Source organism: Phreatobacter sp. GW821-FHT04C01, from assembly GCF_059420385.1.
In genome coordinates this window covers 111,295-137,653 of sequence record NZ_JBWKTP010000001.1, presented here as the reverse complement: position 1 = coordinate 137,653, position 26,359 = coordinate 111,295, and the positions used below count along the sequence as shown (strand labels likewise).

General features: G+C 66.2%; 22 protein-coding genes. 9 read left to right on the top strand and 13 right to left on the bottom strand.

Annotation, left to right across the window (positions count from 1 at the left end):
- Window positions 1-23 precede the first annotated feature (23 nt).
- The 9 genes from AC07WJ_RS00675 to AC07WJ_RS00635 all read right to left on the bottom strand — a co-directional run bounded on the left by AC07WJ_RS00675 (window position 24) and on the right by AC07WJ_RS00635 (window position 11,035).
- A complete protein-coding gene (locus tag AC07WJ_RS00675; protein WP_494932603.1) occupies window positions 24-1,526 on the bottom strand; it encodes an efflux transporter outer membrane subunit in 1,503 nt (500 codons plus the stop codon).
- Window positions 1,527-1,528: 2 nt separating this feature from the next.
- Window positions 1,529-3,115 carry a DHA2 family efflux MFS transporter permease subunit gene (locus AC07WJ_RS00670; RefSeq protein ID WP_494932602.1) on the bottom strand — a complete coding sequence of 529 codons (1,587 nt, stop codon included), beginning with the start codon at window positions 3,113-3,115 and terminating at the stop codon, window positions 1,529-1,531.
- On the bottom strand, window positions 3,112-4,449 hold the full coding sequence (locus tag AC07WJ_RS00665) for an HlyD family secretion protein (RefSeq protein ID WP_494932601.1): 1,338 nt from the start codon (window positions 4,447-4,449) through the stop codon (window positions 3,112-3,114). Before AC07WJ_RS00665 ends, AC07WJ_RS00670 begins: the two co-directional genes overlap by 4 nt.
- A 545-nt stretch (window positions 4,450-4,994) precedes the next feature.
- Window positions 4,995-6,362, bottom strand: a complete 1,368-nt coding sequence (locus AC07WJ_RS00660; RefSeq protein ID WP_494932600.1) for a sensor histidine kinase — start codon at window positions 6,360-6,362, stop codon at window positions 4,995-4,997.
- A 188-nt stretch (window positions 6,363-6,550) separates the two neighbouring features.
- Window positions 6,551-7,498, bottom strand: a complete 948-nt coding sequence (gene rpoH / locus AC07WJ_RS00655; RefSeq protein ID WP_494932599.1) for an RNA polymerase sigma factor RpoH — start codon at window positions 7,496-7,498, stop codon at window positions 6,551-6,553.
- A 270-nt stretch (window positions 7,499-7,768) separates the two neighbouring features.
- Window positions 7,769-8,233, bottom strand: a complete 465-nt coding sequence (locus AC07WJ_RS00650) for a hypothetical protein (RefSeq protein ID WP_494932598.1) — start codon at window positions 8,231-8,233, stop codon at window positions 7,769-7,771.
- A 439-nt stretch (window positions 8,234-8,672) separates the two neighbouring features.
- Window positions 8,673-8,891, bottom strand: coding sequence for a hypothetical protein (locus AC07WJ_RS00645; RefSeq protein ID WP_494932597.1), 219 nt, complete (start codon window positions 8,889-8,891; stop codon window positions 8,673-8,675).
- 124 nt (window positions 8,892-9,015) lie between these two features.
- Window positions 9,016-10,371 (bottom strand): sensor histidine kinase, encoded by a 1,356-nt coding sequence (locus AC07WJ_RS00640; protein ID WP_494932596.1) that lies wholly within the window; start codon window positions 10,369-10,371, stop codon window positions 9,016-9,018.
- Window positions 10,358-11,035 carry a response regulator transcription factor gene (locus tag AC07WJ_RS00635; protein WP_494932595.1) on the bottom strand — a complete coding sequence of 226 codons (678 nt, stop codon included), beginning with the start codon at window positions 11,033-11,035 and terminating at the stop codon, window positions 10,358-10,360. Before AC07WJ_RS00635 ends, AC07WJ_RS00640 begins: the two co-directional genes overlap by 14 nt.
- 524 nt (window positions 11,036-11,559) lie before the next feature.
- On the opposite strand from AC07WJ_RS00635, the gene AC07WJ_RS00630 reads away from it, so the two are divergent.
- Both AC07WJ_RS00630 and fdhD read left to right on the top strand, forming a co-directional pair.
- Window positions 11,560-11,940: a YidH family protein gene (locus tag AC07WJ_RS00630; RefSeq protein WP_494932594.1), complete on the top strand. Its 381-nt coding sequence runs from the start codon at window positions 11,560-11,562 to the stop codon at window positions 11,938-11,940.
- Between the two features lie 98 nt (window positions 11,941-12,038).
- Window positions 12,039-12,836 (top strand): formate dehydrogenase accessory sulfurtransferase FdhD, encoded by a 798-nt coding sequence (gene fdhD / locus AC07WJ_RS00625; protein WP_494932593.1) that lies wholly within the window; start codon window positions 12,039-12,041, stop codon window positions 12,834-12,836.
- Between the two features lie 181 nt (window positions 12,837-13,017).
- Here fdhD and AC07WJ_RS00620 read toward each other — a convergent pair whose 3' ends face one another.
- Window positions 13,018-14,484, bottom strand: a complete 1,467-nt coding sequence (locus AC07WJ_RS00620; RefSeq protein ID WP_494932592.1) for an aldehyde dehydrogenase family protein — start codon at window positions 14,482-14,484, stop codon at window positions 13,018-13,020.
- A 207-nt stretch (window positions 14,485-14,691) separates the two neighbouring features.
- Between AC07WJ_RS00620 and AC07WJ_RS00615 the strand changes: the two genes are divergently transcribed.
- The 5 genes from AC07WJ_RS00615 to AC07WJ_RS00595 all read left to right on the top strand — a co-directional run bounded on the left by AC07WJ_RS00615 (window position 14,692) and on the right by AC07WJ_RS00595 (window position 19,902).
- The gene (locus AC07WJ_RS00615; RefSeq protein ID WP_494932591.1) at window positions 14,692-15,447 is read left to right on the top strand and encodes an SDR family oxidoreductase; all 756 of its coding nucleotides are present in this window, start codon (window positions 14,692-14,694) and stop codon (window positions 15,445-15,447) included.
- Between the two features lie 25 nt (window positions 15,448-15,472).
- Window positions 15,473-17,113, top strand: a complete 1,641-nt coding sequence (locus tag AC07WJ_RS00610) for a thiamine pyrophosphate-binding protein (RefSeq protein ID WP_494932590.1) — start codon at window positions 15,473-15,475, stop codon at window positions 17,111-17,113.
- Between the two features lie 37 nt (window positions 17,114-17,150).
- Window positions 17,151-17,483 (top strand): cupin domain-containing protein, encoded by a 333-nt coding sequence (locus AC07WJ_RS00605; protein ID WP_494932589.1) that lies wholly within the window; start codon window positions 17,151-17,153, stop codon window positions 17,481-17,483.
- 92 nt (window positions 17,484-17,575) lie between these two features.
- Window positions 17,576-18,262, top strand: a complete 687-nt coding sequence (locus AC07WJ_RS00600; protein WP_494932588.1) for a GntR family transcriptional regulator — start codon at window positions 17,576-17,578, stop codon at window positions 18,260-18,262.
- Between the two features lie 161 nt (window positions 18,263-18,423).
- Window positions 18,424-19,902: a pyridoxal-phosphate dependent enzyme gene (locus tag AC07WJ_RS00595; protein WP_494932587.1), complete on the top strand. Its 1,479-nt coding sequence runs from the start codon at window positions 18,424-18,426 to the stop codon at window positions 19,900-19,902.
- 218 nt (window positions 19,903-20,120) lie between these two features.
- Here the strand turns inward: AC07WJ_RS00595 and AC07WJ_RS00590 are convergent, their stop codons facing one another.
- From AC07WJ_RS00590 to AC07WJ_RS00580, 3 genes are read right to left on the bottom strand one after another with little or no spacing between them, the layout of a single operon-like run.
- Entirely contained in the window at window positions 20,121-22,472 is a 2,352-nt protein-coding gene (locus tag AC07WJ_RS00590; protein WP_494932586.1) for a xanthine dehydrogenase family protein molybdopterin-binding subunit, read from the bottom strand.
- Window positions 22,469-22,960 (bottom strand): (2Fe-2S)-binding protein, encoded by a 492-nt coding sequence (locus AC07WJ_RS00585; RefSeq protein WP_494932585.1) that lies wholly within the window; start codon window positions 22,958-22,960, stop codon window positions 22,469-22,471. The genes AC07WJ_RS00590 and AC07WJ_RS00585 overlap by 4 nt, the downstream gene beginning before the upstream one ends.
- Window positions 22,960-23,826 carry an FAD binding domain-containing protein gene (locus AC07WJ_RS00580; RefSeq protein WP_494932584.1) on the bottom strand — a complete coding sequence of 289 codons (867 nt, stop codon included), beginning with the start codon at window positions 23,824-23,826 and terminating at the stop codon, window positions 22,960-22,962. Before AC07WJ_RS00580 ends, AC07WJ_RS00585 begins: the two co-directional genes overlap by 1 nt.
- 450 nt (window positions 23,827-24,276) lie before the next feature.
- On the opposite strand from AC07WJ_RS00580, the gene AC07WJ_RS00575 reads away from it, so the two are divergent.
- Window positions 24,277-25,548 (top strand): ArgE/DapE family deacylase, encoded by a 1,272-nt coding sequence (locus AC07WJ_RS00575; protein ID WP_494932583.1) that lies wholly within the window; start codon window positions 24,277-24,279, stop codon window positions 25,546-25,548.
- A 75-nt stretch (window positions 25,549-25,623) separates the two neighbouring features.
- The gene (locus tag AC07WJ_RS00570; protein ID WP_494932582.1) at window positions 25,624-26,250 is read left to right on the top strand and encodes an SRPBCC family protein; all 627 of its coding nucleotides are present in this window, start codon (window positions 25,624-25,626) and stop codon (window positions 26,248-26,250) included.
- The last annotated feature ends 109 nt before the right edge of the window (window positions 26,251-26,359 follow it).

The following is a 26,359-nucleotide window of genomic DNA, read 5'->3' as shown; positions in this document are numbered from 1 at the left end:
GCTCCGATCCAGGCTGCCGGTTCTCACGGCGAGGCGTCGGCGACCGTCGCCGGTGCGGGCGGCGGCGCCGGAAACGTCATTTCCCAGCCGCCGCCGAGCGCCTTGTACAATTGCACGAGGTCGATCGAGACCTTGGTCGTGCTCTCGGCATATTGCTGTTCGGCCTGGAGCAATGTGCGTTCGGTGTCCAGCACGATGGTGAACTCGGCGACGCCGTCGCTGTAGCGGATACGGGCCAGCGACAAGGCTTGGCGCGAGTGCTCGACCTGCCGCGCCAGCCGGCTGCGCCGCTGCTGCTCGGTCCGGTAGGCGACAAGCGCATTGACGACATCGTGCCAGGCTTGCAGCACCGTCCTGCGATAGGCGATCGCCGCCTCCTGCTGCTGCTGCTTGCGCAGTTCCAGCGTCGCCTTCAGCCGGCCCCCCTGGAAGATCGGCATCGAGATGCTCGGACCAATATTGTATTGGAGCGCGCTGCCCTTCCAGAGATTGCCGAGATCGAGCGCGTCGAAACCGACCGCGCCGTTCAGTTGCACGGTTGGATAGAAGGCGGCCACCGCCACGCCGATGTCGGCGGTGGCCGCGTGAAGTTGCGCCTCCGCGGCGCGAATATCCGGGCGCCGGCGGGCAAGCTCCGAGGGAATGCCGACCGGCACCCGCGCCGGCGTCGGAGGCACCGGCCTGGCGCTGGCGAGCTCGCCGCGCAGAGCATTGGGCGGCATGGCGAGCAGCAAGCTCAAGGCGTTGATCCCTTGCGCTTCCTGCTGTTCCAAGGTCGGCAGCTGGGCGCGGATGGCTTCGACTTGAGCGGCGGCGTTCTCGACATCGAGACTGGTCGTCAGCCCCCGCTGCTGGCGGGTCTGTGTCAATTGCAGGATATCCTGCTGGATCTTCAGATTGTCCTTGGCGATCCTGATCTGGGTCTGCGTGCCGCGCAGCTGGATATAGTCGCGCGCGGTTTCGGCGAGGCTCGAAACCAGCACGCCGCGCCGCTGTTCCTCGGAGGACCGGACCTGGGCATCCGCCGCTTCGACCTGGCGGCGGACATGCCCCCACAGATCGAGTTCCCAGGCCGCATCGAAACTGACGGTGAAGTCGCTGATCGGCGGCACCGACGGGCCGAGCAGGCCGTCGAGCAGGCTGACAACGCCCTGCTGGCTATATTGTTCGCGCTGATACTTGCCGCTGACATCCAGGCCCGGCAGCTGGGCGGCGCCCACGACGCCGCGCTGAAACCGGCTCTGCGCCAGGCGTACGGTGGCGGTCTTCACATCGAGATTGGCGTCGGCGACGCGACGCTCGAGCGAGGTGAGCGTCGCGTCGTGGAAAACTTGCCACCAGGCGGGGTCGACCGGCTGGAGGACCTCGGTGCTGGTGACCGCGGAGCCGGCCGGCGCGGCCGCTCCACCCGAAAACCAGCCTTGCGGCAAGGCCGGATCCGGCGGAACGAAATTCGGACCGACACTGCATGCAGCCAGCGCGATAGCGCCCGTCATCACCGCTGCGGCACGGAGCTTCCTGACCATGATCAAATCTCGTGGCTGACGCCCGCGCCGCCAGCGGCCGTCTTGGCCGATAGCAGGAGGCAGAAGGGAACGGCGAAGAAGGCGAGGACGGAGAACAGCAGAAAGACGTCGGAATAGGCGAGCAGGGCGACCTGGGTCTGGAAGGCCTGGTAGACCTTGCCGACCGCGATGCCATGGACCGATCCGAGCGCATGCCCCATCGCCGCCAAGGCCCGCTCATATTCGCTCACCAGCGCATTGTAGGGCTCATGAAAGGGCGAGGCCCAAGCGGACAGATAGGACTGCCGGACCTGGCTTCGCTGGGTGATCAGCGAGGTCGCGGTGGAGATCCCGATCGACCCGGACACGTTGCGGACCATCGAGAACAGCGCCGCCGCGTCGCCGCTGAGTTCGCGCGGCAAGGACAGATAGGTGATCGTGCTGATCGGCACGAACAGAAATCCCAGCCCCGCCGACTGGAGGCTGCGCATCATCACCAATGTCGGGAAATCGATGTTCGGCGCCAGATGGCTCGAGACGAAGAGCGCGCAGCCCAGCAGGAAAAAGCCGGCGGCGACGATGAACCGCAGCGGGACGACGGTCATCAGGCGCCCGACGAGCGGAATGAGGATGATCACGACGAGCCCGCCCGGCGAGAGTATGAGCCCCGCCCAGGTCGCGGTGTAGCCGAGAACCTGCTGCGCGAGCTGCGGGATCACGACCGAGCTGGCGTAGAGGATGCTGCCCATCGCGGCGATCATCGCGCAGCCAGCGGCGAAGTTCCGGTCCTTGAAGACGTCCAGATTGACGATCGGTTTGCGCGCCGTCAGCAGCCAGCCGATCGCCCCGAGGATGCCGAGGAAGGCGAGAACCGCGGTGGTCACGATGAAGGGCGAACCGAACCAGTCGTCGTCTTCGCCGCGGTCCAGCACGATCTGCAGGCAGCCGAGGCCGAGCGTGATGAGCGACAGGCCGATATAGTCGAACCCCCGGCTCTTCCTGGTTTTGAGCCATGGCGGGTCTTCGACCAGAATGGAATTCAGGAAGACCGCGAGGATGCCGATGGGCACGTTGATGAAGAAGATCCAGCGCCAGGTCGATTGATCGGTGATGATGCCGCCGAGCGTCGGTCCCAGGATCGGGCCGACAATGGTCGCGATCGCCGTGAGACCGAATGCGGCGGCGCGCCTGGTCGGCGGAAACGTATCCAGGATGATCGATTGCTGGCTTGGTTGCAGGCCCCCGCCGAAGAAGCCTTGCAGCAGGCGGAAGCAGATCAGCTCGGTCAGACTGGTGGCGGTCCCGCAAAAGAACGAGCATAGCGTGAACATCGCGATGCAGATCAGGAAATAGCGCTTGCGCCCCAGGAGATCGCTCAGCCAGCCGGAGATGGTCAGCACGATCCCATTCGCCACCAGATAGGAGGTCAGGGCCCATGTCGCCTCGTCGCTGCTCGACGAAAGGCTGCCGGCGATATGCGGCAGGGCGACGTTGACGATCGTGGTGTCCAGGACCTCCATGAAAGCCGCGAGCGTCACTGAGACCGCGATCAGCCACGGATTGTGGCGCGGCGTCCAGTCCGCGCCGGTGTCGGTCGATGCGCTGCTCATCGCACCGTCACCGTCGGAACCACCGATATCCCGAGCGGCAGCGGCAATGCGGGATCGAGCCCGCTGTCGATGACGATCTTGACCGGCACGCGCTGAACCACCCTGACGAAATTGCCGGTGGCGTTCTCGGGCGGGAAGGCCGTGAACTTCGAGCCGGACCCCAGCTGGATACTGTCGACATGGCCGCGCAGATCGAGGCCGGGATAGGCATCGACTTGGATCGTCACACGCTGGCCCGGCCGCAGCGCGTCGAGCTGGTTTTCCTTGAAATTGGCGGTCACCCAGACATCCGGGGAGACGATCGAGAAGATCTGCTGGCCGGGGGTGACGTGGGTGCCTACGTCCACATTGCGCCGGGTCACCCAACCGTCCTGCGGTGCGGTCACGACCGACCAGGACAGGTTGAGCGCGGCCTGATCGAGCCGCGCCTGGGCCTGCTCGACCAGCCCCTGTTGCTGAGCGACCTGCGCGTCGGACTGGCCGATATGCTGCGCGACTGGTGAATTCAGCTGCACCTGGGCTTCCGCCTGCAGGACCTGCGCCTCGGATTGGCGCAGCGTGGCCAGCGCGGCATCGACATCCTGCTGGGTGGTCGCCGCCCTCGGCAGACTATGTTGCCGGCTATAGTCCGCCTGGGCGCGAGCCAGATTGGCCCTGGCGGTCTGCAACTGCGCCTGGGCCTGCTGCAGCAGGGCGGGAAAATTCTTGCGGGCGATTTCGGCGAAGAGCCGTTCGCCGGCGACTTGCGCCTTGGCCGCGTCGAGCGCCCCCTGGGCCTGATCCCGTTCCGCCCGGTAGGCGCTGGGATCGATATGGATCAGCGGATCACCCTTGTGGACGAACTGATTGTCAGTCACGTCCAGCGAAACGACGTTGCCGGAGACCTGCGGCGCGATGGTGACGGCCCGGCCATCGGTGAAGGCGTCATCCGTGCTTTCGACATTGCGGCCCGCATACCAGACGTAAGATCCGCCGAGAACGACGCCCAGCAGGACCAGGCTGCCGATGACCAGGACGGCCGGCCTGCGCTTCCGGCGAATGGTGTCCGGATCGTCCGGCGCGCCGTTCTTGGCTTGGCTTTCGGCTGGCGCGGCGCGGATCTCGTCCGGGCCTGTCGGATTGTCGGGCTGGCGCTCGTCACGGGAACCGGGCCGTCCGGGGCGTTCGTCACCGGTCTTGGCCACGTCGCGGTCGGCGAAGCGCCTATGCGCGGCAAGGGCTGCCGGATCCGCCGTGGCGGGCGCCACCGGACTGATCGACGCGGACCGGACCAGACCTTCGCCGCCGCCGTCGTCGCGTTGCCCGTCGGCGTGACTGCCCGTGGGTCTCATCATGTCGGCTTGTGACATCGTGCGTTTCTCTTAAGCAGGCTCACGCGAGGCGCATCGCCCCCGGTCTCCGCGCCACCGAGCCTCCGGAATCGCCGGGCAAGGCCGACTGTCCGGGTCAGCTCGGGGCCCGTTTCAATGTGAAGTCGATGCGTCGATGCGATAGGGGTGCATGGTGGTGGTCGCCGCTGTCTTGGGTATCAAGTAATGCGAAGTCATCGATGTCGAAATGTGTCTGGATGTTACTGAGATGCCGTCGAAATGAACGGTAATTGGCACGCATCGCGTTCCCAATTAAATTCGAATTCATTATTTTGAGCGGGCGTTTTGCGGTCAATTGGAAGCAGTTATTTCCGCCCTCGTCTCTGTCGGCTCGGCGACGCCATGGGTGCTTGCCGGCCGGACCCTGGCGGGCGGGCCCTGGTTCTAAGCTGTCGCCACGGTCGGCAAACGGAGCGCGTCGGCGGCATAGTCCGCTTCAACAGGGCGGGCGGTGACGACCGGAAGACGTCGCGGTCGCGCCGGCCGGTGTCTCGTTACAACCGCGATGTTCAGCTCTGGAGGTCGTGCGGACAGCCGATCTCGACCACGCAACCGGGGCCGGGAATGATCGTGAACCGGAAACCGTGCAACTTGACGATCGCCGCCACGAGGTTGAGCCCCAGCCCGATGCCGGGCGTGTGCCTCAGCTTGTCGGAACGATAGAAGCGTCTCAGCACGGCATCACGCTCCTGTTCGCCGATGCCCGGGCCAGTATCTTTCACCCGCAGCACGGTTTCATTTGCTTCGCGGATCAGGGCGATCTCCACCCGCCCGCCCTGCGGCGTGAACTTCAAGGCATTGTCGACCAGATTTGCCAGCGCCTCGATCAGCAGATCACGGTCGCCTCGGACCGAGAGTTCGAAGGGGGCGTGGACATGCAGCGCCACGGATTTATCTTCGGCGATCGGCTCGTAGAGATCGCCGACCTCTCTCGCGAGTTCCGCCAGCGAGGTCTTGCCGAAGCCGGCGGTCCGCCGGTTGTTCTCGATTTCGGCGAGCCGCAACAGGGCGGTGACGATGGTCAGGGACTGGTCGATGCCGCCGATCGCCTTGTCCACGGCGGCCTGCAGCTGCGCGAGCGTCGTCGCATCGGCGCGGCCACGCTCGAGGATCAGCCGCGCACGGGTGAGCGGCGTGCGCAGGTCGTGGGCGATGTCATTGCCGACCCCGGCCAGCGCGCCGATCATGGTCTCCATTTCGCTGAGCATGCCGTTGACGATCGCAGCCAGCTTGGAGAACGGGTCGGCGATCGGCTGGTGCGGCAGCCTTTCGGACAGATTGCCGGCGATGATGCGCTGAACCCGCTGGTTGACCTCCTTGACGCGGCGCTCGGCGTGAAGGCTCAACAGCGCCCCGACCAGGAGGCAAAGGCCGAGCGCCGGCAGCAGGCCGAGTGCGAGTGCCTGACCGACGACGCCGGCGATTTCCCCGGCTTCATCGACATTTCGCCCGATCACCAGCACCTCGCCGCCGGGCAGAACCCGCGCGACCGCGCGGACGACCTGCTGCTCGCCGCCAGCGGCGTCGGTTCTGACGACAGTCGTGTCCTGCACCGAAGCGTCGATCCTGAGATCCGGCGGCTGGCGCGCCAGGTTGCCGGCGATCCGCTGGCTATCGCGGCCGAATAGCCCGACGATCTGCACCCTTCGGGGATCCTGCTTCACCCGCTCGGCAATCGCTTCCAGCCGTCGTTCCGGGGGCAGTTCGACCAGGACGCCCATTTGCGAAACGAGCACGCCGTCGGATCGCGTGATCAGATAGCCGTCCAGGCGCGTGTAGATATAGCCGAACAGCACGAGGATGAAGGCCGCGAAGACCCCGGCGACCGCAAGGGTGAGGCGGAACGTGGTCGAGCGCGCGAATTCAGGGAGATCCATCACATGCCCCGCAGCACGGATCCTGGCGGAAGCGCGCTGCCGGTCTGGGCTGCCTCCGAACCTTGCATTGGGCTGACATTGAGCCCGGCTGGTTGATACGCCGTGCGAGACCCGGGGGGCAACAGGGACGCGGGGCTTTGCCTCTGCGTGCCCAGCAGGTCTGCCAGCCGCCATTGAAACGGCAATGGCTAGGCGTCCAGCGCGGCCGGCGTTCTCGTATCGGCAACCTGTCGGTTGGCCGCGCCACGCACCTTTTCGAAGGCGCGCGTCTCGATTTGCCGCACCCGCTCGCGCGACAGGCCAAATTCGATGGCGAGCTCGCCGAGTTTCAGCGGCTTGTCGACGAGGTGCCGCGCCAGGAAGATGCGGCGCTCGCGTTCGTTGAGGCTGCCGATGGCCGGCGCCAAGGCTTCGCGCCGGAATTCGGTCTCTTCATGTTCGGCGAGAATGACGTCCGGCGTCGGCGATTCATCGACGAGATAGTCCTGCCACTGGCCGGCCTGATCGTCGCCGGGAATGAGCGTATTCAGCGAGGCGTCGCGGCCGAGGCGCCGGTTCATGTCGACCACCTCCCGCTCCCTGACGCCGAGACTGGTCGCGATCAGCCTGACCTGGTCGGGGCGCATGTCGCCGGTTTCGAGCGCGGCGATCCTGGTCTTCGCCGAACGCAGTTTGAAGAACAGCTTTTTCTGGCTCGCATTGGGCCCGATTTTGACCAGAGACCACGAGCGCAGGATATAGGCCTGTATCGCAGCCCTGATCCACCACATCGCGTAGGTGGCAAACCGGAACCCCTTTTCCGGCTCGAAGCGGTCGACCGCCTGTACCAAGCCGACATTGCCTTCGGCGATGATGTCGCAGACCGGCAGGCCATAACCGCGGTAGCGCATGGCGAGCTTGGCGGCGAGCCGCAAGTGGCTGGTCACCAATTGATCGGCGGCGGCGCGATCGCCGTGCTCGCGCCAGCGTTTGGCGAGCCGGAATTCCTGTTCCGGTTCCAGCATCGGGAAGCCCCGGATCTCATTGAGATAGTGGGCCCCGGCCTCGTCCGCGGGGGCGGCTGGTTGTCGTCCGCCCGGCGAGGCGATGATGTCGGTCGGTCCGAGGTCGTCCGTGGTGGCGCGATGACTGTGCATGTCATCTCCTCAGTCTTCTCAAGTAACGCCTGCCATCAACGCGGTGCGAGTGGGTAAGGGCGAATGACCAGACGATAAGGCGGGCGCGGAGGGGGGCTATTAAATTGGGATTTAAGACACTCAATTCGAATTGAGGCGGCCGTGACTGGAGGTTCCGTCAGATGATCCGGATGCCGGCCGGCGCGGCATCCAGCCATTGTCGACGTGCGCCGGCCGGCCGGCCATTGCTCCCAGGCGGCCGCTTGGGCCTTTCCGGAATCGGGGCGCCACTCAGCTGCAACTGCCCCACCAGCCATAGGGCGCGTTGAACCACGGGGCGCTCAGGCACCCGAGGCCGTTGTCGTAGAAGCCGTCACCATAGCGGCCACCGTAGCCGCCCCTGACGCCATAATGGCCAACGGTGTGGCGCGTGGCACCGTTCATGCCGTAATGGCCGGCGGAGCCGACAGGGGCTCCGCCGAAGCCTCCGATGCGCGCTCCGCCGAAGCCTCCCATCTGCGCTCCGCCGCCGCCCATATGTCCACCGCCGCCGCCAGCGCGCGCCTCGGCGGCGGTTGCATACAGGCTCCCGGCAAGCGCGACACTTGCCACGATCATCACTGTTCGTTTGATCATGATGGTCTCCTTTACATGGATGCCGCCGCCGCCGAGCCAAATCAAGGGTCGGTGGTTTTGACAGGCAAAACAACAAGGCGGCGATGAAATGAAGATGGCCTTGGCTTCACGCAACAGCAATTAAATTCGCGTTGATTTATTGGCGCGGAGCTCTTGGCTGTCGATCTGGATATTACGAAATGTCAATCTGTGAACCAGGGTTGCTGACTGACGCGGTGCCGCCGGGATCTGGATCAGCTTCGATCGCATCGCTGTCTGCGGCACCATCACGCCGCAACCTCGTCCGAGGCCGTCATCCGCGGGGAAAATCCGGCTGGTGTTGCTGCACGGTGATTAGGATGGCGTGATTTTCGCGAGGGATAAATTCGTGGATATCAGGGACAAGCCCGGGGACGACGAGAATTGTCCTTGGAGCACAGGTGCTGGATCGGCCGAGCGCAGAACCCGCGCCGTGGCCCTGCACACAGCGCGATCAACACATCGTCTTGCCCGGGCTTGTCCCGGGCAGCCACGAATTGTCGCACCGGAATCAACCGGTCACAATCACAGTGCAACGATACTAGCGCCCCGCGTGCGAAGCCCGATGCGGGTGCCGCGCCGGCGCATGATTCAGCGATGGGCGATCGCTGCCGAACGGCAGATCTCCGGGAAAATGATGGCTGTAGTCATAGTCGGCGTGGCTGCCGGCATTGCCGCTGCCGGCGTCGCCCACCCCTTGCGCGAGGGCTGCCGAGCTAATCGCTGACGTAAGAATCAAGACGAGAATGGAGAACCGCATGGCCCGGCCTTTCCTGCAGGACGACGTTGGGGAGAGAGGATCTGATCCGGCCGATTGCGCCGGAGCCGTGGAAGGGGTGACCCGCCGAAGGCGTCTTCGGCAGCCTGCCGGATCCGGCGGGTCGTCAGGCGACGGGAAGTCCGCAGATGATCTCGGCGATGCAGCCGGGACCGGTACTGATTGAAAACTGGAAGCCGTGCAGCTTGACGATGGCCGAGACCAGGCTCAGCCCAAGGCCGACGCCCGACGTGTTCCGGCTCTTGTCCGAACGGTAGAAGCGCCGCATCACCGCGTCCCGTTCATGGTTTCCGATGCCCGGGCCGGTGTCGGTTATCCGCACGACGCCTTCGTTGCGACGACGGACCAGGGCGAGTTCCACCTGTCCGCCTGCCGGGGTGAATTTCAGGGCGTTGTCGACCAGGTTGGACACGGCCTCCAGAAGCAGGTCGCGGTCGCCTCGCACCGTCGCGTCATCGCCCGAGGCGACACGCAGCGTGATATGCCGGTCTTCCGCGACGGGTTCGTAGAGATCGGCGACCTCACGGACGAGACCGGCAAGGGCGACGTCACCGAAATCGGCGAGGCGCCGGCCATGTTCGATTTCGGCGATGCGCAGCAGCGCGGTAATGATGGTCAGCGTCTGGTCGAGGCCGGTGATCGCCCGATCCGCGACGGTCTGCCATTCATCGGGCGTCCTGGCATTGGCCCGGCCGCGCTCGAGGCTCAGCCGCACGCGGGTGAGGGGGGTGCGCAGATCGTGGGCGATCTCGTTGCCGACGCCGGCGATCTGATGCAGCAGGGTCTCGATCTCGTCCAACATGCCGTTGGCGATGGCCGCGAGCTTGTCGAACGGGTGTTCCAGGCCACGCATGGACAAGCGTTGCCGCAAATCGCCGGCGACGATGCGGCGGACCAGCACGTTGAGTTCGTCGACGCGCTTCTGGACGCGAATGCTCAGCATCATGCCGATCGCCAGGCCCAGGGCACCGGCCACCGGCAGCCCCAGCAACAGGGCCTTGGCGATGACTTCGGCCAGTTCATCGAGCTCGTCGATGCTGCGCGCGATGACGAGGACCTTGCCGTCGGGCAAGCCGCGGGCAATGGCGCGGGCCGTCATCTCCTGGCGGCCGCGCTGGTCGACCCGGATGATCGCGGCCGTTTGAACCGACCCGTCAACGCCGAGCCCTGCCGGCAGGCTCGCCAGATTGCCGGCGATCCGATCGCCGTCCGCGCTGAACAATCCGGCGAGCTTGATGCGGCGCGGATCGTGGCTCAGGCGGTCATCGATGGCATGCAACCGGCGCTCGGGTGGATCGCTGGCGATGGCGACGCTCTCTTCGGTGATCGCCGCATCGATTTTTCCGAGCATGTATCGAGCCGCCGCCAGATAGACGAAGGCCGCGAACAGCAGGGTGCAGCAGGCGAAGGCGATGGCGGCCCAGCGGAAGGTCGTCGTGCGGACGAAGTCAGGAAGGGTCACGGAGAATAAACCCGGCACCGCGAACGTTCTGGATCATCGGGGCGTCACCCGGCGCATCGACCTTGTGACGCAGCCGGCCCATATGCACGTCGACGAGATTTGTCGCCGGAACGAATTTGTAGTTCCAGACCTCTTCGAGCAGCATCGCGCGCGTCAGCAGCTGATCGTTGCGTTGCATCATATATTCGAGCAGGCGGAACTCGCGCGGCAGCAGGTCGATCGGCCGTTCGCCGCGCCTGGCCGTCCGCTCGATGAGGTCGAGTTCGAGCGGCCCCACCCGCAGCGTCGTCTCGCGCGTCTCGACCGGCCGCCGCAGCAGTGCCTCGACCCGCGCCACCATCTCGACGATCGCGAACGGTTTGGTGAGATAGTCGTCGCCCCCCATGCGCAATCCGCGCACCCGCTCGTCGACCGCGCCAAGCGCGCTCAGCACCAGCACGGGCGTGCGCACCTGCTCCTGCCTGAGCGCCTCGATGATCGTGAGGCCGTCCATTCCCGGCAACATCCGATCGACGATCATCGCGTCGGGTCGACAGCTGCGCGCCTTGTCGAGACCCTCGATACCGGTCGCGGCCCATTCGACTTCGAAACCGCGATGAACGAGCTCGGCTGCGATCTCTTCCGCGGTCTCGCCGTCATCTTCGATCAGCAGGACCTTTGTCATCAACGCCTTCCCCATTGCCACGATCGCCAAAGCTCGGTCATGCCGCTGGGCTCGTGTCCGGAGGATCTCAGATCCGTCGCGCGAAGCTATTGTCATATTGTTCACGTGGCCACAGTTGCAATGAATCCGTCTCCTTGAGGAGCTGGACGGCACCCGCCGGCCTCGCTCAGGGAGGGGCCGCAAGGCGCGACGTGCGCCGTCCGATCGGCAGCCCCAGGACGCCTCGGGGGAAGGGCGGCGGGCTGTGTCGGCAAAGTTAGGACTGCCGGATCAGTCACACCATTAAATAGCGTTTTAGACTTGCCGCCGACGCGAGGGCCGTGGAATTCAAGCGGGCGAGCGCGCCGCTCCGGACGGGAGTTCTCAAGAAATCCGAAGGTCGTCTCGAGCAATCGCGGCAATGTTCCGTCACGGTCTGCTTCATTGTCTAAATTCGTGTTCAGAAAAATGAACAGGTTTTTAATTGATCGCCGCTGCGGCATCACGATGCTGCCTCCGAACCCATCATGTTCGGGCAAGGCACGATGATTGCCAATTTCGCTGATCACTCCGCCAACGAACGCACCTTTCTGGCCTGGCTGCGAACCGGCCTGTCGGCCATGGCGTTCGGCCTGTTCGTCGAGAAGCTGAACCTTCTGGCCGCCGAACTGCCGGTCTCCGGGCCGGCTGCGGCGCATGGGCCCCTCTCCGCGCTCGTCGCATCGTTCGGCCGCTACGATGGATTGGCCATGACGGTCATCGGTGTCGCGATCACGCTTCTGGGCGGCATCCGCTTTCTCAGGAACGCTCGCGACATCGATCGGCCGGAGACCCGCGCCGCCGGCGGCCCGCGCATCGAGATGTTCCTCTCGGGCGCACTGGCATTCGTTGCCGCGGCCTTCTGCGTCCATATGGCGGTGCTGTGATGAACCCGGTCCATCGCCGCGGCCCGCCCGATCGCGCCCGGTTCGACCAGCCGCCGCCGCGAACCGGCATCATGACGCCGCACGAGCAGGAGCCGCGGATGCCGGAGCCGATCCAGGCGGTTCATCGCCAGATCCGGCACCAGGCCGGCCTCAGCCGCGGCTGGCGCGCGATTCCGGAGGAGACCGCGATCGCGCTGACCTATGATGGCGGCACCTATGCCGTGATGATGGCGACACCGCGGGATCTGCGGGATTTTGCGATCGGCTTCAGCCTGACCGAGGGCATTGTCGCCGCGGCGGAGAATATCGAGACGGTCGATGTCGTGATGCTGGACGGCGGCATCGAGCTCAGAATGTGGCTGGCCTCGGCCCAGGCCGGGACGCTCGCGGCCCGCCGCCGCCACCTCGCCGGGCCGACCGGATGCGGTCTCTGCGGCATCGATTCCCTCGGTGAGGCGTTGCGGCCTGTCGCTGCCGTGGCTCCCGGGCCGATCTTCGCGCAGCAGGACGTCATGGATGCCATGCGCGAGATCGGCCCGCGGCAGGCGATCAACATCGAGACCCGCGCGGTGCACGCCGCTGCCTTTTGGAATCCGGCACAGGGCATCGTTGCCTTGCGCGAGGATGTCGGCCGCCACAATGCGCTCGACAAGCTCGCCGGCGGCCTTGCGCGCTACGCGGTCGCGGCGAGCGATGGAATGGTGCTTCTGACCAGCCGGATCTCCGTCGAGATGGTCCAGAAAACCGCTGCCATCGGGGCGTCGGTGATGGTGTCGGTGTCGGCGCCGACCGCGCTGGCGGTTCGCATGGCGGACGCGGCGGGCATCACCCTCGCGGCGATCGCGCGCGCCGACGGTTTCGAGGTCTTCACGCATCCGCGCCGGATCACGTCGTGACCATCGCCCGCGCTGCGCCGAGACCGCGACGCGAGCAACCGTATCGCCGCGCGACCGGCGGAAGATGATCGTGAGGCGTCGACCGCCACGGCGCCAATGCCCGGCCTGACGGCCGGACAGAAGCCCCGCATGGCGATTTCGCCGGGGATGCCGCGGCAACACCCGCGGCTCTTCGCCCCGATCAGTTGGCCGGCATCGGGTGATGGATGCAGATATTCTTGGTCTGCTGATAGGCGCTCAGCGCCTCGATGCCCTTCTCGCGGCCGAAACCGGAGAGCTTGTAGCCGCCGAACGGGAATTCGACGTCGAGGCCGATGCCGAAGGCGTTGATCCAGATCTGGCCGGCGCGCAGCTTCTCGCCGACGCTGAGCGCGGTGCCGACATGGGTGGTGTGGATGCCGGCGACCAGGCCGAAGGGGGAATCATTGGCGATCCGCACCGCCTCCTCGGCCGTGTCGAAGGGGATGACGGTCAGCACCGGGCCGAAGATCTCCTCGCGCGCGACGCGGGCCTGGTTGCTGGCGCCGATCACCAGGGCGGGACGCACGAAGGCTCCCTTGGCAAGTCCCGCGGCGGTCGGTGTTTCAGCCCCCAGCAGCAATTCCCCTTCCTGGCGTGCGACGTCGAAATAGCGCTCGACATCGCTCTGATGGCCCTTGCTGATCAACGGGCCCATGTCGGGATCGTCGATGCCGGCGCCGAGCGTCATGGCCTGGATCTTTCCGTGCAGGCGCTCGACCACCTTGTCGTGGATCGAGCGGTGGACCAGCAGCCGCGTGCCGGCGTTGCAGACCTGGCCGCAATGGGTCAGGAAGCCGCCGGCGATGATCGGCAGGGACCGATCGAGATCGGCATCGGCGAACAGGATCTGCGGAGACTTGCCGCCGAGTTCCATATTGCAGGGAATGGCGTGGGAAGCCGCGGCGACCAGCACCCGCTGGCCGGTCTCGACCGAGCCGGTGAAGGTGATCTGATCGACGCCGGGGTGGCGCGCCAGCAGGTCGCCGGCGAGCGAACCGCGGCCGTTGACCAGGTTGACCAGGCCGTCGGGCAGGCCGGCCTCCTGGCAGATTTTCATGAATTCATAGGCCGTGACCGGCGTCTCCGCCGAAGGCTTGATGATGACGGCGCAGCCGGCGGCCAAAGCCGGCGCCACGCCGCGCGCGATCAGCTGGAACGGATAGTTCCAGGGAATGATGTGCAGGCTGACGCCGATGGCGTCCTTGACGGTCCAGTCCGACCAGTCCGGCCCGAGCGGGATCGAGCTGCCATGCAGCTTGTCGACGGCGCCGCCGTAGAATTCGAAGAAGCGCGCCGAGCAGTCGACCTCCCAATAGGCATCGCGCAGCGGCTTGCCGCTGTCGGCGCTCTCCAGTCGGGCGATCGCGCCGCGCTTGCCGAGGATCAGCTCGCCAATGCGCTGCAGCACGCGGCCGCGCTCGAAGGGGCGCATCTTGCGCCAGGGCCCATTGTCGAAGGCGTCGCGGGCGGCGGCCACTGCCAGGTCGACCTCGCGCGCCCCGGCGCGGGCAAATTCGGCGATGACCGCGCCGGTCGCAGGGTCGGTGCTCTGGCCGATGCCGTCCGATCCTTCGGTGAGAACCTGACGGCCGTAAATGCTGGGAATGAAGAGCGGGCGGTCGGTCACGACAATCTCCCTGGACAAGACGATAGGCGCCGGGCGGCACGTTGGCGCGTTGGATCCGGCACAATGACCAGCAGTGATGTATACAACCATCAGATTATTGTCTACATCATTTGACATTGTGTGTGCCGACTGTTACCCGTCCTGGCACAGCTTGATTTGCATAGTGGGGCGTCCATGGACCTCGGTCTGAACGGGAAGAGAGCGTTGGTGACCGCCGCGTCGCGAGGCCTCGGGCGCGCCTCGGCGCTGGCTTTGGCGGCCGAGGGCGTGCGTGTGGCGGTCGCCGGGCGCAGCATCGCGGCGATGAACGGGCTGCTCGACGAGCTGCGTGCGGCGGGCGCTCCCGAAGCCATCGCGGTGGCGATGGATCTGTCGCGTCCCGACACGCTTCGTGCCGCCGTCGACGAGGTGGCGGCGACCTTCGGCGGCCTCGACATCTTTGTCGGCAATACCGGCGGCCCGGCCTCCGGCCCGTTCCTCAGCGTGCCGCGCGCTGGCTGGGAAACGGCGCTCAACGAAACCCTGCTGCCGCTGGTCGAACTGTCTCACGCGGTGCTGCCGAAGATGCAGGCGGGCGGCTGGGGCCGCATCATCTTCGTCACCACTGTCGGCGTGAAGGTGGTTCAGCCCAACATGGTGCTGTCGGATTCGCTGCGGCTCGCCGTGGTCGGCCTCGCCAAGTCGCTGTCGATCGAATTCGCCCATGAAGGCATCATGGTCAATTGCCTGTGCCCCGGGCCTTTCGCCACCGATCGCATGGAAGATCTCATCCGCGCCAGCATGGATCGCGAGGGGCTCAGCCGCGCGGCGGCCGAGGCCTTGTGGCTGGAGGAGGTGCCGGTCGGCAAGTTCGGCGACCCACGAGATTTCGGCGCCGTCGTCGCGACGCTCGCCTCCGAGCGCGCCGGTTTCATCACCGGCACCGCGATCGCCCTCGATGGCGGCAAGTCGCGCGCCTACTGACCTCGAACGACAAGTGGATCCGGACATGGCACAGCAAATCGACGGCGGCGCCGCCATCATCGCCTGGCTCAAGGCGGCCGGTGTGGCGAATGTCTTTTCCGTTTCGGGTGGGCCGATCAATGCGATCTACCGGGCCTGCGCGCATCAGGGCCTGCCGCTGATCCATGCCCGGCACGAGGCCGCCGCCTGTTTCATGGCCGAGTCCTTCTCGCGCGTCACCGGCAAGGCCGGCGCGGCGGTGGTCACCCTCGGGCCCGGCGTCACCAATGCGGTGACGCCGGCGCTGGTCTCGATGCTGGCGGGAACCCCGATGATCATCATCGGCGCGCAGTCCGGCACCAAGACGGCCGAGCGCGGCGCCGGCATGTCCTATGACGTGCTGCCGGTGCTGAAGGGCGTCACCAAATGGGCGGCGCGCTGCACCGACGCCAATCGCCTGGCCGAATATCTCGACATCGCCTGGCGCAAGATGTGGGCGGGGCGTCCCGGCCCGGTCTTCCTGGAAGTTCCCACCGACATCCTGTCGAGCCCGGTGACCACGCCGCTGCGCGAGGTCGCCGCCGGAGCGCCGCCCATGCCCGGCCGGCCCGGCGTTTCGGCGGCGGCCGCGGACGCCATCGGCGCGGCCTGCCGCGCCGCGAAGCGTCCGCTGCTGCTGCTCGGCGACGAAACCTTCTGGGATCGCTCCGACCGGATCCAGGCCGTGGTCGACAGGCACGGCCTGCCGTTCTCGACGCTCAGGCTGGCGCGCGGCGTCGTCGACGAGACCCATCCGCGCTTCGCCGGGCCCGGCTATACCGCCTGCAACGGCGCGCTGCGCCGGGCGCTCGCCGAGGCCGATTGCATCATGCTGGTCGGCCATCACTTCGAATTCGATCTGGAATTCGGCGACAGCGTCGGCCCCGGCGCCAAGGTCATCCAGGTCTGTTCCGACCCGGAGCTCCTGCATCGCAACCGGCGCGCCGATGTCGCGGTCGCGGCCTCGCCCGCCGCCTTCTTCGACCTCATGGCCGGCCTGCCGGCCATGGCGGCCGACCAGTCCTGGGTCTCCTCGGTCATCGGTGACTGGAGCAGGGAATGGCAGGCCCAGCGCGGCGAGGATGCCAATGACGGCCTGCACCCGGTCGCCGCCATCGACGCGGTGAGCGCGGCGGCGCCCGCCGAGACGATCTTCGTGTCGTCGCACGGCAATATCGACTTCTGGGCCGATGCCCGGCTGCGCATCTCGGCGCCCGGCCGCTATCTCAGGGCCGGCCAGTCCGGCACGCTCGGCGCCGAGGTGCCTTACGGCGCCGGCGCCAATTTCGCCGATCCGCAATCGCCGGTGATCGTGTTCGTCGGCGATGGCGGCGTCGGCTTCCATGTCACCGAACTCGACACGGCGGAGCGCTACGGCCGCGCCTTCATCATCGTCGTGCTCGACGACGAGAAATGGGGCGCGATCTCGCTGCCGCAGCAGCAGAGCTTCGGCGAGACCTACGAGATGGACCTGCCGCGGCGCGACTGGGCCAAGGTCGCCCAGGGGCTCGGCTGCGGCGGCTATTTCTGCCGCGACACCGAGGCGGTCAAGGCGGCCGTCAGCGATGCCATCGCCAGCAAGAAGCCGGCGATCATCCAGGTGCCGGTGCGCAGCGTCATCAGCCCTTACATGGCCTATATCTCCTGAAAGCCGCCCTGCCCCAAAATCCCGTGGGAAAATCACCATGAACATCTGGAAAAACGGCGCCGCGACCGGCGTGACGCCACCCAACCATTTCGGTGGGCTGAATGTGCTCGACATCGTGCCCTTCGCCGGCAGCAATTTCTCGGTGCAGCTGTCCAAGGCGCCGCATGGCGCCGGCGGCGAGCTGCATCACCACGACGACTGGTCGCAGGTCTTTTATGTCGTGAAGGGGCAAATGACCTTCGACACCGGCAGCGAGAAGTTTACCTTGACCGAGGGGCAGGCCGTACTGTTTGAGCCGGGCGATCCGCATTATACGGTCAACCAGGGCACGGAGGAGAGCGCCTGTCTGGTGATCACCGTGAAGCAGTGAATCGTCCCTGGTCGAACGGGGACCGCCGGCGAGACACGTGCAGTCCGACACCTGCATGATTATGTGTCGCTGGTCTCGAATCGGAGTCTGCCGTGACTGCAGCGTTTGAAGCTGAGAATGAAGCGAAGCTGTCATCCGACAGCCTGATCAGGATTCTCGAAGACGACATCCTGAGCAGCACGCTCAAACCCGGCGATCGCCTTGACGAGCAGTCGCTGGCCCGGCGGTTCGAGGTGTCGCGCACGCCGGTGCGCGAGGCGCTGCGCCATCTCGCGTCGAGCGGCCTGGTCGAGATCCGCAAGAACCAGGGCGCCACGGTCCGGCGGCTGACCACCAGCGAATTGATCGAGATGTTCCAGGTCGTGGCCGAGCTGGAAGGCCTGTCGGCGCGGCTTTGCGCCCGCCGCATGTCGCCGGACGAGGTGGCCGAGATGCGCCGCTGGCACGACGAATGCGCGGCATTGGCCCAGAAGGTCGATCGCGACGGCTTCTTCGCCGCCAACAACACCTTTCACGAGGTGATTTCGAAAGGCGCGCATAACGAGTTCCTCAATTCGGAAACCCGCAAGCTGCGCAACCGGGTCAATGTCTACCGGCGGCACATCACCTTCCAGCCCCGGCGCATGCAGAAGTCCATCACGGAGCACGAGAAGATCGTCGAGGCCATCGAGGCCGGCGACGAAGAGGCGGCGCACCGGCTGATGCGCGAGCATGTCGACCTGCTCGCTGGTTCGGCGGCCGACGTCGTCCTGGCGCTGGAGGCCGAGAACGGCGCCTAGCGCCGGGCCGGGCGGACAAGCGTTCCGCTGCCACCGATCGCATTCGAGACTTTGGGAAAACACGGACCGGCCTCGCCGCTGGACGGCGAGGCTTTGCGCGTGCCGCTCCGGCCGCGCTGCATCAGGCGACCTGACACCTGGGACGAACGGGGAGTGAGACCGTGAGCGATCTTTTCAGCACTGTGGTGACCGACCGGGAGATCCACGCCCGCACGCTGGCGCGCTTCAGGCAAGCCGGCATCCGCTTGCCCAAGCTCTCGGAGCTCGCCGAGCCCAAGCTTATTGGCAGCGCCATCCTCGCGGCGCTCGAGGCTGTCGACCCGGACGCGCCCGATCCGCTCAATCTCTATCGGGTCCATTGGTATAACGGCCCCGATCGCCGGCGACAGTCGGCGGTCCCCGGTCACATCGTCCTGCCCACCGAACTCACCGGGGTTCAGGCCAAGATCATCGTCGCGACCGGCGACCGCTTCCCGATGATCGCGGCCCACAAGGTGCTGGCGGCCTATGGTTGCCTGGTGCCGCGGCTGGTCACCGGCCAGTTCGACCTGGAAAGGCAGCGCGCGGTCTGGCCGTCGACCGGCAATTATTGTCGGGGCGGGGTTGCCATTTCGCGCATCCTGCAATGCCGCAGCGTCGCCGTCCTGCCCGAAGGCATGAGCCGGGAGCGGTTCAGCTGGCTGGAAAAATGGACCACCGATCCCGCCGACATCGTGCGGACGCCGGGCAGCGAGAGCAATCTCAAGGAAATCTACGATACCTGCCACCTGCTGGCGCAGGACCCCGAGAATGTCATTCTCAACCAGTTCAGCGAGTTCGGGAACTATATCGTCCACCGGGCCGTCACCGGGCCGGCGCTCGAGGCCATGTTCCGGGCCGTGAAGGGCGAAGACAGGCTCGAGGCGCGCGCCTTTGTCTGCGCCTCGGGCTCGGGCGGCACGCTGGCCGCCGGCGACCACCTGAAGGCGCGCCTCGGGTTGGACATTGCCGTGGTCGAGGCAACCGAATGCCCGACCTTGCTGCGCAACGGTTATGGCGAGCACAATATCCAGGGCATTGGCGACAAGCACGTGCCGCTGATCCACAATGTCTTCAACACCGATTACGTCATCGGCATATCCGAGCGTACGCCGGACAGCCTGCTGGTGCTGTTCAACAGCGAGGCCGGCCGCAGCTACCTGCGCGAGCGCAAGGGCATCTCGGCCGATCTGATCGATGAACTCGCCCATCTCGGCCTGTCGGCCATTGCCAATATCGCGGCGGCGATCAAGCTCGCCAGATATCAGGGCCTCGGCTCTGATGACGCGGTTCTCACCGTCGCGACCGATGGCGCGGCCATGTATGGCTCGCAGCTCGGGCGGACCATCGACACCGCATTCGCTGGTCGCTTCGACGCGCTGGCGGCGGCCGAGGTGTTCGGCCAGCACCTCCTGGGCATTGCCCCGGATGCGCTGATCGAGCTGACCCGTCCGGAACGCGAGCGCATCTTCAACCTCGGTTATTACACCTGGGTCGAGCAGCAGGGCGTTTCGCTCGAGGATTTCGATCGTCGCCGGCATCAGGCGTTCTGGGACGGGTTGATGGACATGGTGCCGGTCTGGGACCGGCTGATCGACGATTTCAGTGCCGGCTCGGCTTGAAGTCGTCTGGATATAAAATTGAAGCGTGATCGGTCGAACTGAAGTATTGCACAAAGCGAAGTCGTCCTTCGAGCCTCGAAGGACGGCTTCGCTTTGTGCAGGATGCTTCTTTTTAGTCGATTATGCGCAAGACGCCGGCATCAACAAAAGCGGCGGCCGAAGGGCCGCCGCTTTTGTATTGAAAGGACCTTGAAGCCTCGCACCGACGCCGGCCTCGCTCAGCTCTCGCCGCGCAGCCCGGCCGATAGTTTCCAGATGGCATTGGCATTCAGCGGGGTCGAGGTGACGCTGACATCGAGCGCGTTCGACACCGCGTTGGCGATCGCCGCGGCCGGGCCGATGGCGCCGCCCTCGCCCAGGCCCTTGGCGCCCAAGGGCGTCAGCGGCGTCGGCGTCTCGATGTGGTGGACCTCGATCGTGGGGATCTCGGGTGCGAGCGGCATCAGGTAATCGGCGAAGCTGGTGGTCAGCGGCTGGCATTCGGCGTCGTAGACGAAATGCTCGAGCATGGCCGAGCCGATGCCCTGCACCACGCCGCCGCGCACCTGGCCGTCGGCGATCATCGGATTGAGGATCGTGCCGCAATCCTCGACCACCACAAAGCGGCGCAGTTTCATCTTGCCGGTCGGCACGTCGATTTCGACGACTGCGGCATGCACCGCGTTGGAATAGGTGCCGTCGGCCGGGCCGTCCAGGCTGCAGACGGCTTCCAGGCCGGGCCCCATGCCTTGCGGCATCTGGTCGACATTGCGCAGCGCGATGCGTGCCAGCTTGCGGATCTCGATGAAGCGGCCCTCGTCGTCGCCGACATGGGCCTTGCCGTTGCGCAGCCTGATGGTGCCCGGCTCGGCCTGCAGCAGATGGGCGGCGATCGCCTTGAGCTTGTCGGCGAGCTCGGTCGCGGCCTTGTGCACGGCACCGCCGCCGAGCGGCGCGCCGCGGCTGCCCCAGGTGCCGACCGAATAGGGCGTCGTCAGCGTATCGCCGTGGCGGACATAGACATTCTGCGGGGCGATGCCGAGCGCGTCCGCCGCGACCTGCGCCATCACGGTCTCATGACCCTGGCCATGGCTCTGCAGGCCGAGATCGATGGTCACCTCGCCATCCGGCGCCATCTCGACGCGGGCGGCGATATAGCCGGTTTCGATCGGCACCCGCCGGCGAATGAAATCCGGCGTGCCATGGGCGGTCTGCTCGATGAAACAGGCAATGCCGACGCCGACGCGCTTGGTGGTCGAGCTTTTCGACGCCTCGGCTTCGGCCCGGTCGGCGGCGATGAGATCCCTCATCTGCTCCAGCGACTGGGCATAGGAGCCTTCGTCATAGTGGAAGCCGAGCGCATTCTTGTAGGGGAAGGTGCGAATGATGTTGTTCAGCCGGAAGGCGATCGGATCGAGGCCGAGCTCGCCGGCAATGTCGTCCATCAGCCGCTCCTGCGAAAACACCGCGGAGGGCCGCGCGACGCCACGATAGGTGCCGATCGGGCACTTATTGGTCGCCACCGCCCGGAAGGTCGCCTCATAGGCTTGGAAATCATAGGGGCCGGGCATGACCTTGCCGGCCATGCCGGGATCGCCGGCGGCGGTGAAGGGGAAGGTCGAATAGGCGCCGTTATCGACGGTGATATCGGCCTTCAGGCCGAGCAGCTTGCCCTCGGCCGAGACATAGGCCTCCAGGATATGGACGTGGTCGCGGGCGTGGATGCTGGCCATCAGGTGCTCGCGGCGATCCTCGATCCACTTGACCGGCCGCCCCGTCTTCAGCGCCAGCCAGGCCACCAGCACTTCCTCGACGAAGACCTGGCCCTTGACGCCGAAACCGCCGCCGACATCGGGGGCGATGACGCGCAGCCGCGATTCCGGCCAGTCGAGCGTTTCCGACAGATAGGTGCGTACCAGATGGGGGATCTGGGTCGACGACCACACCGTCAGCACCCGGTCGGCGGGATTATATTCGGCGACCACGCCACGCCCTTCCATGGGCACGCCGGCCTGGCGCTGGTTGCTATAAGTGCGCCGGATGACATGGGCGGCCTCGGCCCGCGCCTTGTCGAGGTCGCCGCCCTTCATTTGCCGTTCGACGAAGACATTGTGCTTCCAGCCGTCGAACAAGGTCGGCAGCGACGGATCGCGCGCCTGCTCCATGGTGCCGATGACAGGCAGGGCCTCATAGTCGATCAGCACCTGCTCGGTCGCGTCCTCGGCGAGATAGGGATCGTCGGCGAGCACCGCGACGACCGGTTCGCCGACGAAGCGCATCCGGCCCTCGGCCAGGATCGGCTGCTCGGAATATTGCATCTCCGGATAGTCCTGATGGGCCTTGATCGCCAGGCCCTTGGTATCCTCGCCGGTGAAGACCTGGGTCGGAAAACCGATATCGGCGAGCGCCGAACTGTCGATGCCGATGATCCGGGCATGCGCGATCTGCGCGCGCAGCAGCGACAGGTGCAGCATGTTCGGCCGGCGGATATCGTCGATATAGCGCGCCTCGCCCGACAGGAGGCGGATATCCTCGAAGCGCTGCACGCGCGCGCCGATATATTTGGGGCGGTCGGCCTGTTTCGTCGTCATGACCCGGCGCCCTCCAGCTGGTCGGAAATCGCCCTGCGGACAGCGGCAACAATGCCCTGGTAGCCGGTGCAGCGGCAGATATTGCCGCTCATCGCCTCGCGGATCTCATCGTCATCGGGCATCCGCCGCTCGGCCGCCATGGCCGCGACGAAGGGGATCAGCGTCATGATGAAGCCGGGCGTGCAATAGCCGCATTGCAGTCCGTGCTCGCTCTTGAAGGCCTGCTGCAGCGCATGCGCGGCGGTCGGGCCGCCGACGCTTTCCACCGTTGCGATCGACCGGCCTTCGCATTGCACGGCAAAGGTCAGGCAGGACAGGCGCGGCACGCCGTCGACATGCACGGTGCAGCAGCCGCAGGCGCCATGCGCGCAGCCGATATGGACGCCTGAAAGGTTGAAGTCCTGGCGCAGGACATCGGCGAGCAGGCGGCGCGGCTCTACCGAAAGGGCCTTCCTGGTGCCGTTGACCTCGAGAGTGATGTCGCTCATCAGTTCCCCAATGCTCTGTGGCAGGCGGTCTCGATGGCGCGCCGCGTCAGCTCGCCGATCAGCGCCTTCTTGTAGGCGGCGCCGGCAATGTGATCGCCCGAGGGATCGACCTCGGCAGCGAACCGCCGGCCGGCTTCCGTCGCCTCGGGCGCGTTCAGCGGCTGCCCCGCGAGAAAGGCCTCGATCGACCGTGCCCGGACCGGCACGAGGTCGGCGCCGCAGCAGACAATGGCCGCCTTGGTGATCGTGCCGCGCTCGAATGTGATGCTGACGCCAACCGAGGCCGTGGCGAAATCGCCGCGCCGCTCGCCGAGCTCGATGAAGCTGCCGGCGGAGGCCGGGGGCGGGATCTCGAACTCCACTGATGTGACCATTTCGCCGGGTTCGAGCGCCGTGACATAGGCGCTGTGGAAGAAATCGGCCGCCGCGATCCGGCGTTCGCCGGCCTGCGAACTGGCGACGATGATGGCGTCATAGAGCAAGGCCACCGCCGGCAGCTCGGCGGTCGGATCGGCATGGGAAATGCTGCCGCCGATCGAGCCATGGCGTCGGATGGTCGGGTGGCCGATCCAGTGCACCGCGTCGAGGAAAGCCGGGAAATGGGCCTTGATCCGGGGCTCGCCGAAATAGCGCTCATGCCGCACCAGGGCGCCGATGCGCATGATCCCGCCATCGAATTCGATCCGGTCCAGCGGCAGCGCATTGATGTCGACGAGGTGGGCGGGGCGCGCCAGCCTGAGGTTCATCATCGGCACCAGGCTCTGGCCGCCGGCCACCGGACGTCCGTCCTCGCCGAAGCGGGCGAGCAGCTCCAGCGCGTGGCCCAGGCTCTCGGCCCGGTGATAGTCGAACGAAGACGGCCTCATGGCGGCTCCCTCACAAGCGATGCCGGCGGGCGACGGCCGGCGGCCGGGCAACGCTCCGCTGGCGCGCCACGGCTGGCCGCGGGACAGCGCGGATTGTACCGACCGGCTAAACCTAGGTGATCTCCATCTTGCATGCAATCATAAAAAGATTGTAGACAAGAATGACGCTTTCGCATTATGACCAGTTCGTCTTCGGATCTGAAGCGAATTCCCGCGGTGGGGATCTGGGTTGTCCAAATGATCGCGCCGGAGTGAGCCAGCACGGCTGACGTCGTGGGGCTGCCGGAACGTCCGTGCCGACATCCTGTTCCTGCCGGGCGGCAGCGCCTGTCCGATCTCGTTCCCGCCGGCCGAACAGGATGGGTTCGGCTGGCCAAGCAAGGCCGGGGGCCGTTCCGGCCTCTCCCGCGATGCCGTCATCGCGCCGACGCAAGACTCTGGAGCCTCATCATGAGCCGTGGAAGCCGCCAGGCCGTTCTCGATACGATCGACAGGAACCGGGACAAGGCCATCGCCTTCCTGCAGAAGATGGTGACCATTCCCAGCGTCACCGGCGACGAGGCGGCGATCCAGGCCTTCGTCGCGGACTATATGAAAGGCCTCGGCCTGGAGGTCGACATCTGGGAGACCGACTGGGAGGAGCTGAAGAAGCACCCCGGCTACCGCCCGGTCGACCGCGGCTACGAAGGCCGCCCCAATATTGTCGGCACCCGCAAGGGCAGCGGCGGCGGCCGTTCGCTGCTGCTCAACGGCCATACCGACGTGATTCCCGTGGGCAATGGCGAGGGCTGGAGCGACAATCCCTGGTCGGCCGCGATCAGGGACGGCCGCATCTATGGCCGCGGTTCCTGCGACATGAAGAGCGGCGTCGCCAGCCACATCCTGGCCGTCGAATTCCTCAAGGAGGCCGGCGTCACGCTGAAAGGCGACGTCTATATCAACGTCGTCATCGACGAGGAGGTCAGCGGCCACGGCACGCTCGACACCGTGATCCGCGGCTACAAGGCCGATGCCGGCATTTCCGGCGAGACCAGCGACCTCGCCGTCCAGCCGGCCTGCATTGGCCGCATCTGGTTCGAGATCAGCGTCGAAGGCAAACCCGCGGGCATCCAGAAGCGGTACGAAGGCATCAGCGGCATCGCGCTCGGCAACAAGATCGTCCAGGCGGTGCAGGAACTGGAGGACCACCGCGTCGCGACGGTGAAACATCCGCTTTATCCCAATGCCCTGGATTCGCTGCCCTGCATGATCGGCAGTTTCCAGGCCGGCAATTATCCGAGCGCCTTCCCGGCGACCGCGCTGCTCAAAGGCAGCATCGGCACCGTGCCGGGCGAGGACCACGAAGGCGTCAAGCAGAGCCTGGTCGACAAGATCGCCGCGCTCGCGGCGGGCGACGAATGGATGAAGCACCATCCCCCTGTCGTCCGTTTCGTCGGCTATGACGCCCAGGCCTCCGAGATCCCGCGCGACCACCCGATCGTCGACCTGGTGTCGAAGACCTTCACCGAGCTGACCGGTCGCGTTCCGGAAATCAGCGGCCGGCAGGGCGCGGCCGACACGCGTTTCCTCAACGAATATGCCGCGACGCCGACCGTGATCTTCGGCCCCGGCTCGACCGCGGTCATGCATGCCAATGACGAATACGTCTCGATCGAGGACTACATGACCGCGATCAAGGTCATGGCGCTCTGCATTCACGACTGGTGCGGCGCCGAGGACTGACCAACCGACCGGCCCGGCTCCGCCCGCCGTGGCGGGGCCGGGCTTGCCCGCCGGCCCACGATCCGAGAGAGACCCATGCCGCAGATCAAACAGGTCTTCACCGTCCGTCATCCGCGCCCGGTCGTCTGGGCGCAGTTCCAGGACCTGCCGAAGGTCGTGCAATGCCTGCCCGGCGCCTCGCTGACCGAGCTGACCTCGCCCCAGCAGGCCAAGGGCCGGATGACCGTCAAGCTCGGTCCGGTCAAGGCCGATTTCGACGGCGAGATGGATATCACCGCGGATGAGGCGACCTATACCGGCACCATTGTCGGCACCGGAACCGCCAAGAGCCACGGCTCGCGGGCCAAGGGCGACGTTCGCTACGGGCTCGAACCGACCGCCGACGGCGCCGGCACGACGGTGTCGGTGCTGGTCGACTACACCTTGTCCGGCTCGCTCGCGCAATTCGCCCGCGGCGGCATTGTCGATGCGGTCGCCGACCAGATCTGCAAGGCCTTTGCGGCCAATCTGGAGCAGCAGCTGAATGCCGCCAGTGCGGCGGCCGCACCGCCGGCGGCGACCGAGCGTTCCGCCGCACCCGGCCCGGCGATCGAAAGGCCGGCCGCTCCGGTGGCGCCGGCCGGGCCGAGCGAACTGAACGTGATCGCCCTGCTGTTCGCGATCCTGCGCAAGAAGCTGAGCGGGCTGTTCAGCCGAGCCTGAGGCTGGGCTGAAAGGGCGAGGCGGGGCTGGCGCCTCGCCGGCCTGGCGATTTCCATGTCGGGTGATCGTGGTCTTTAACGGAAGCGCCGGCCAGCGGCGCATCGCTCGA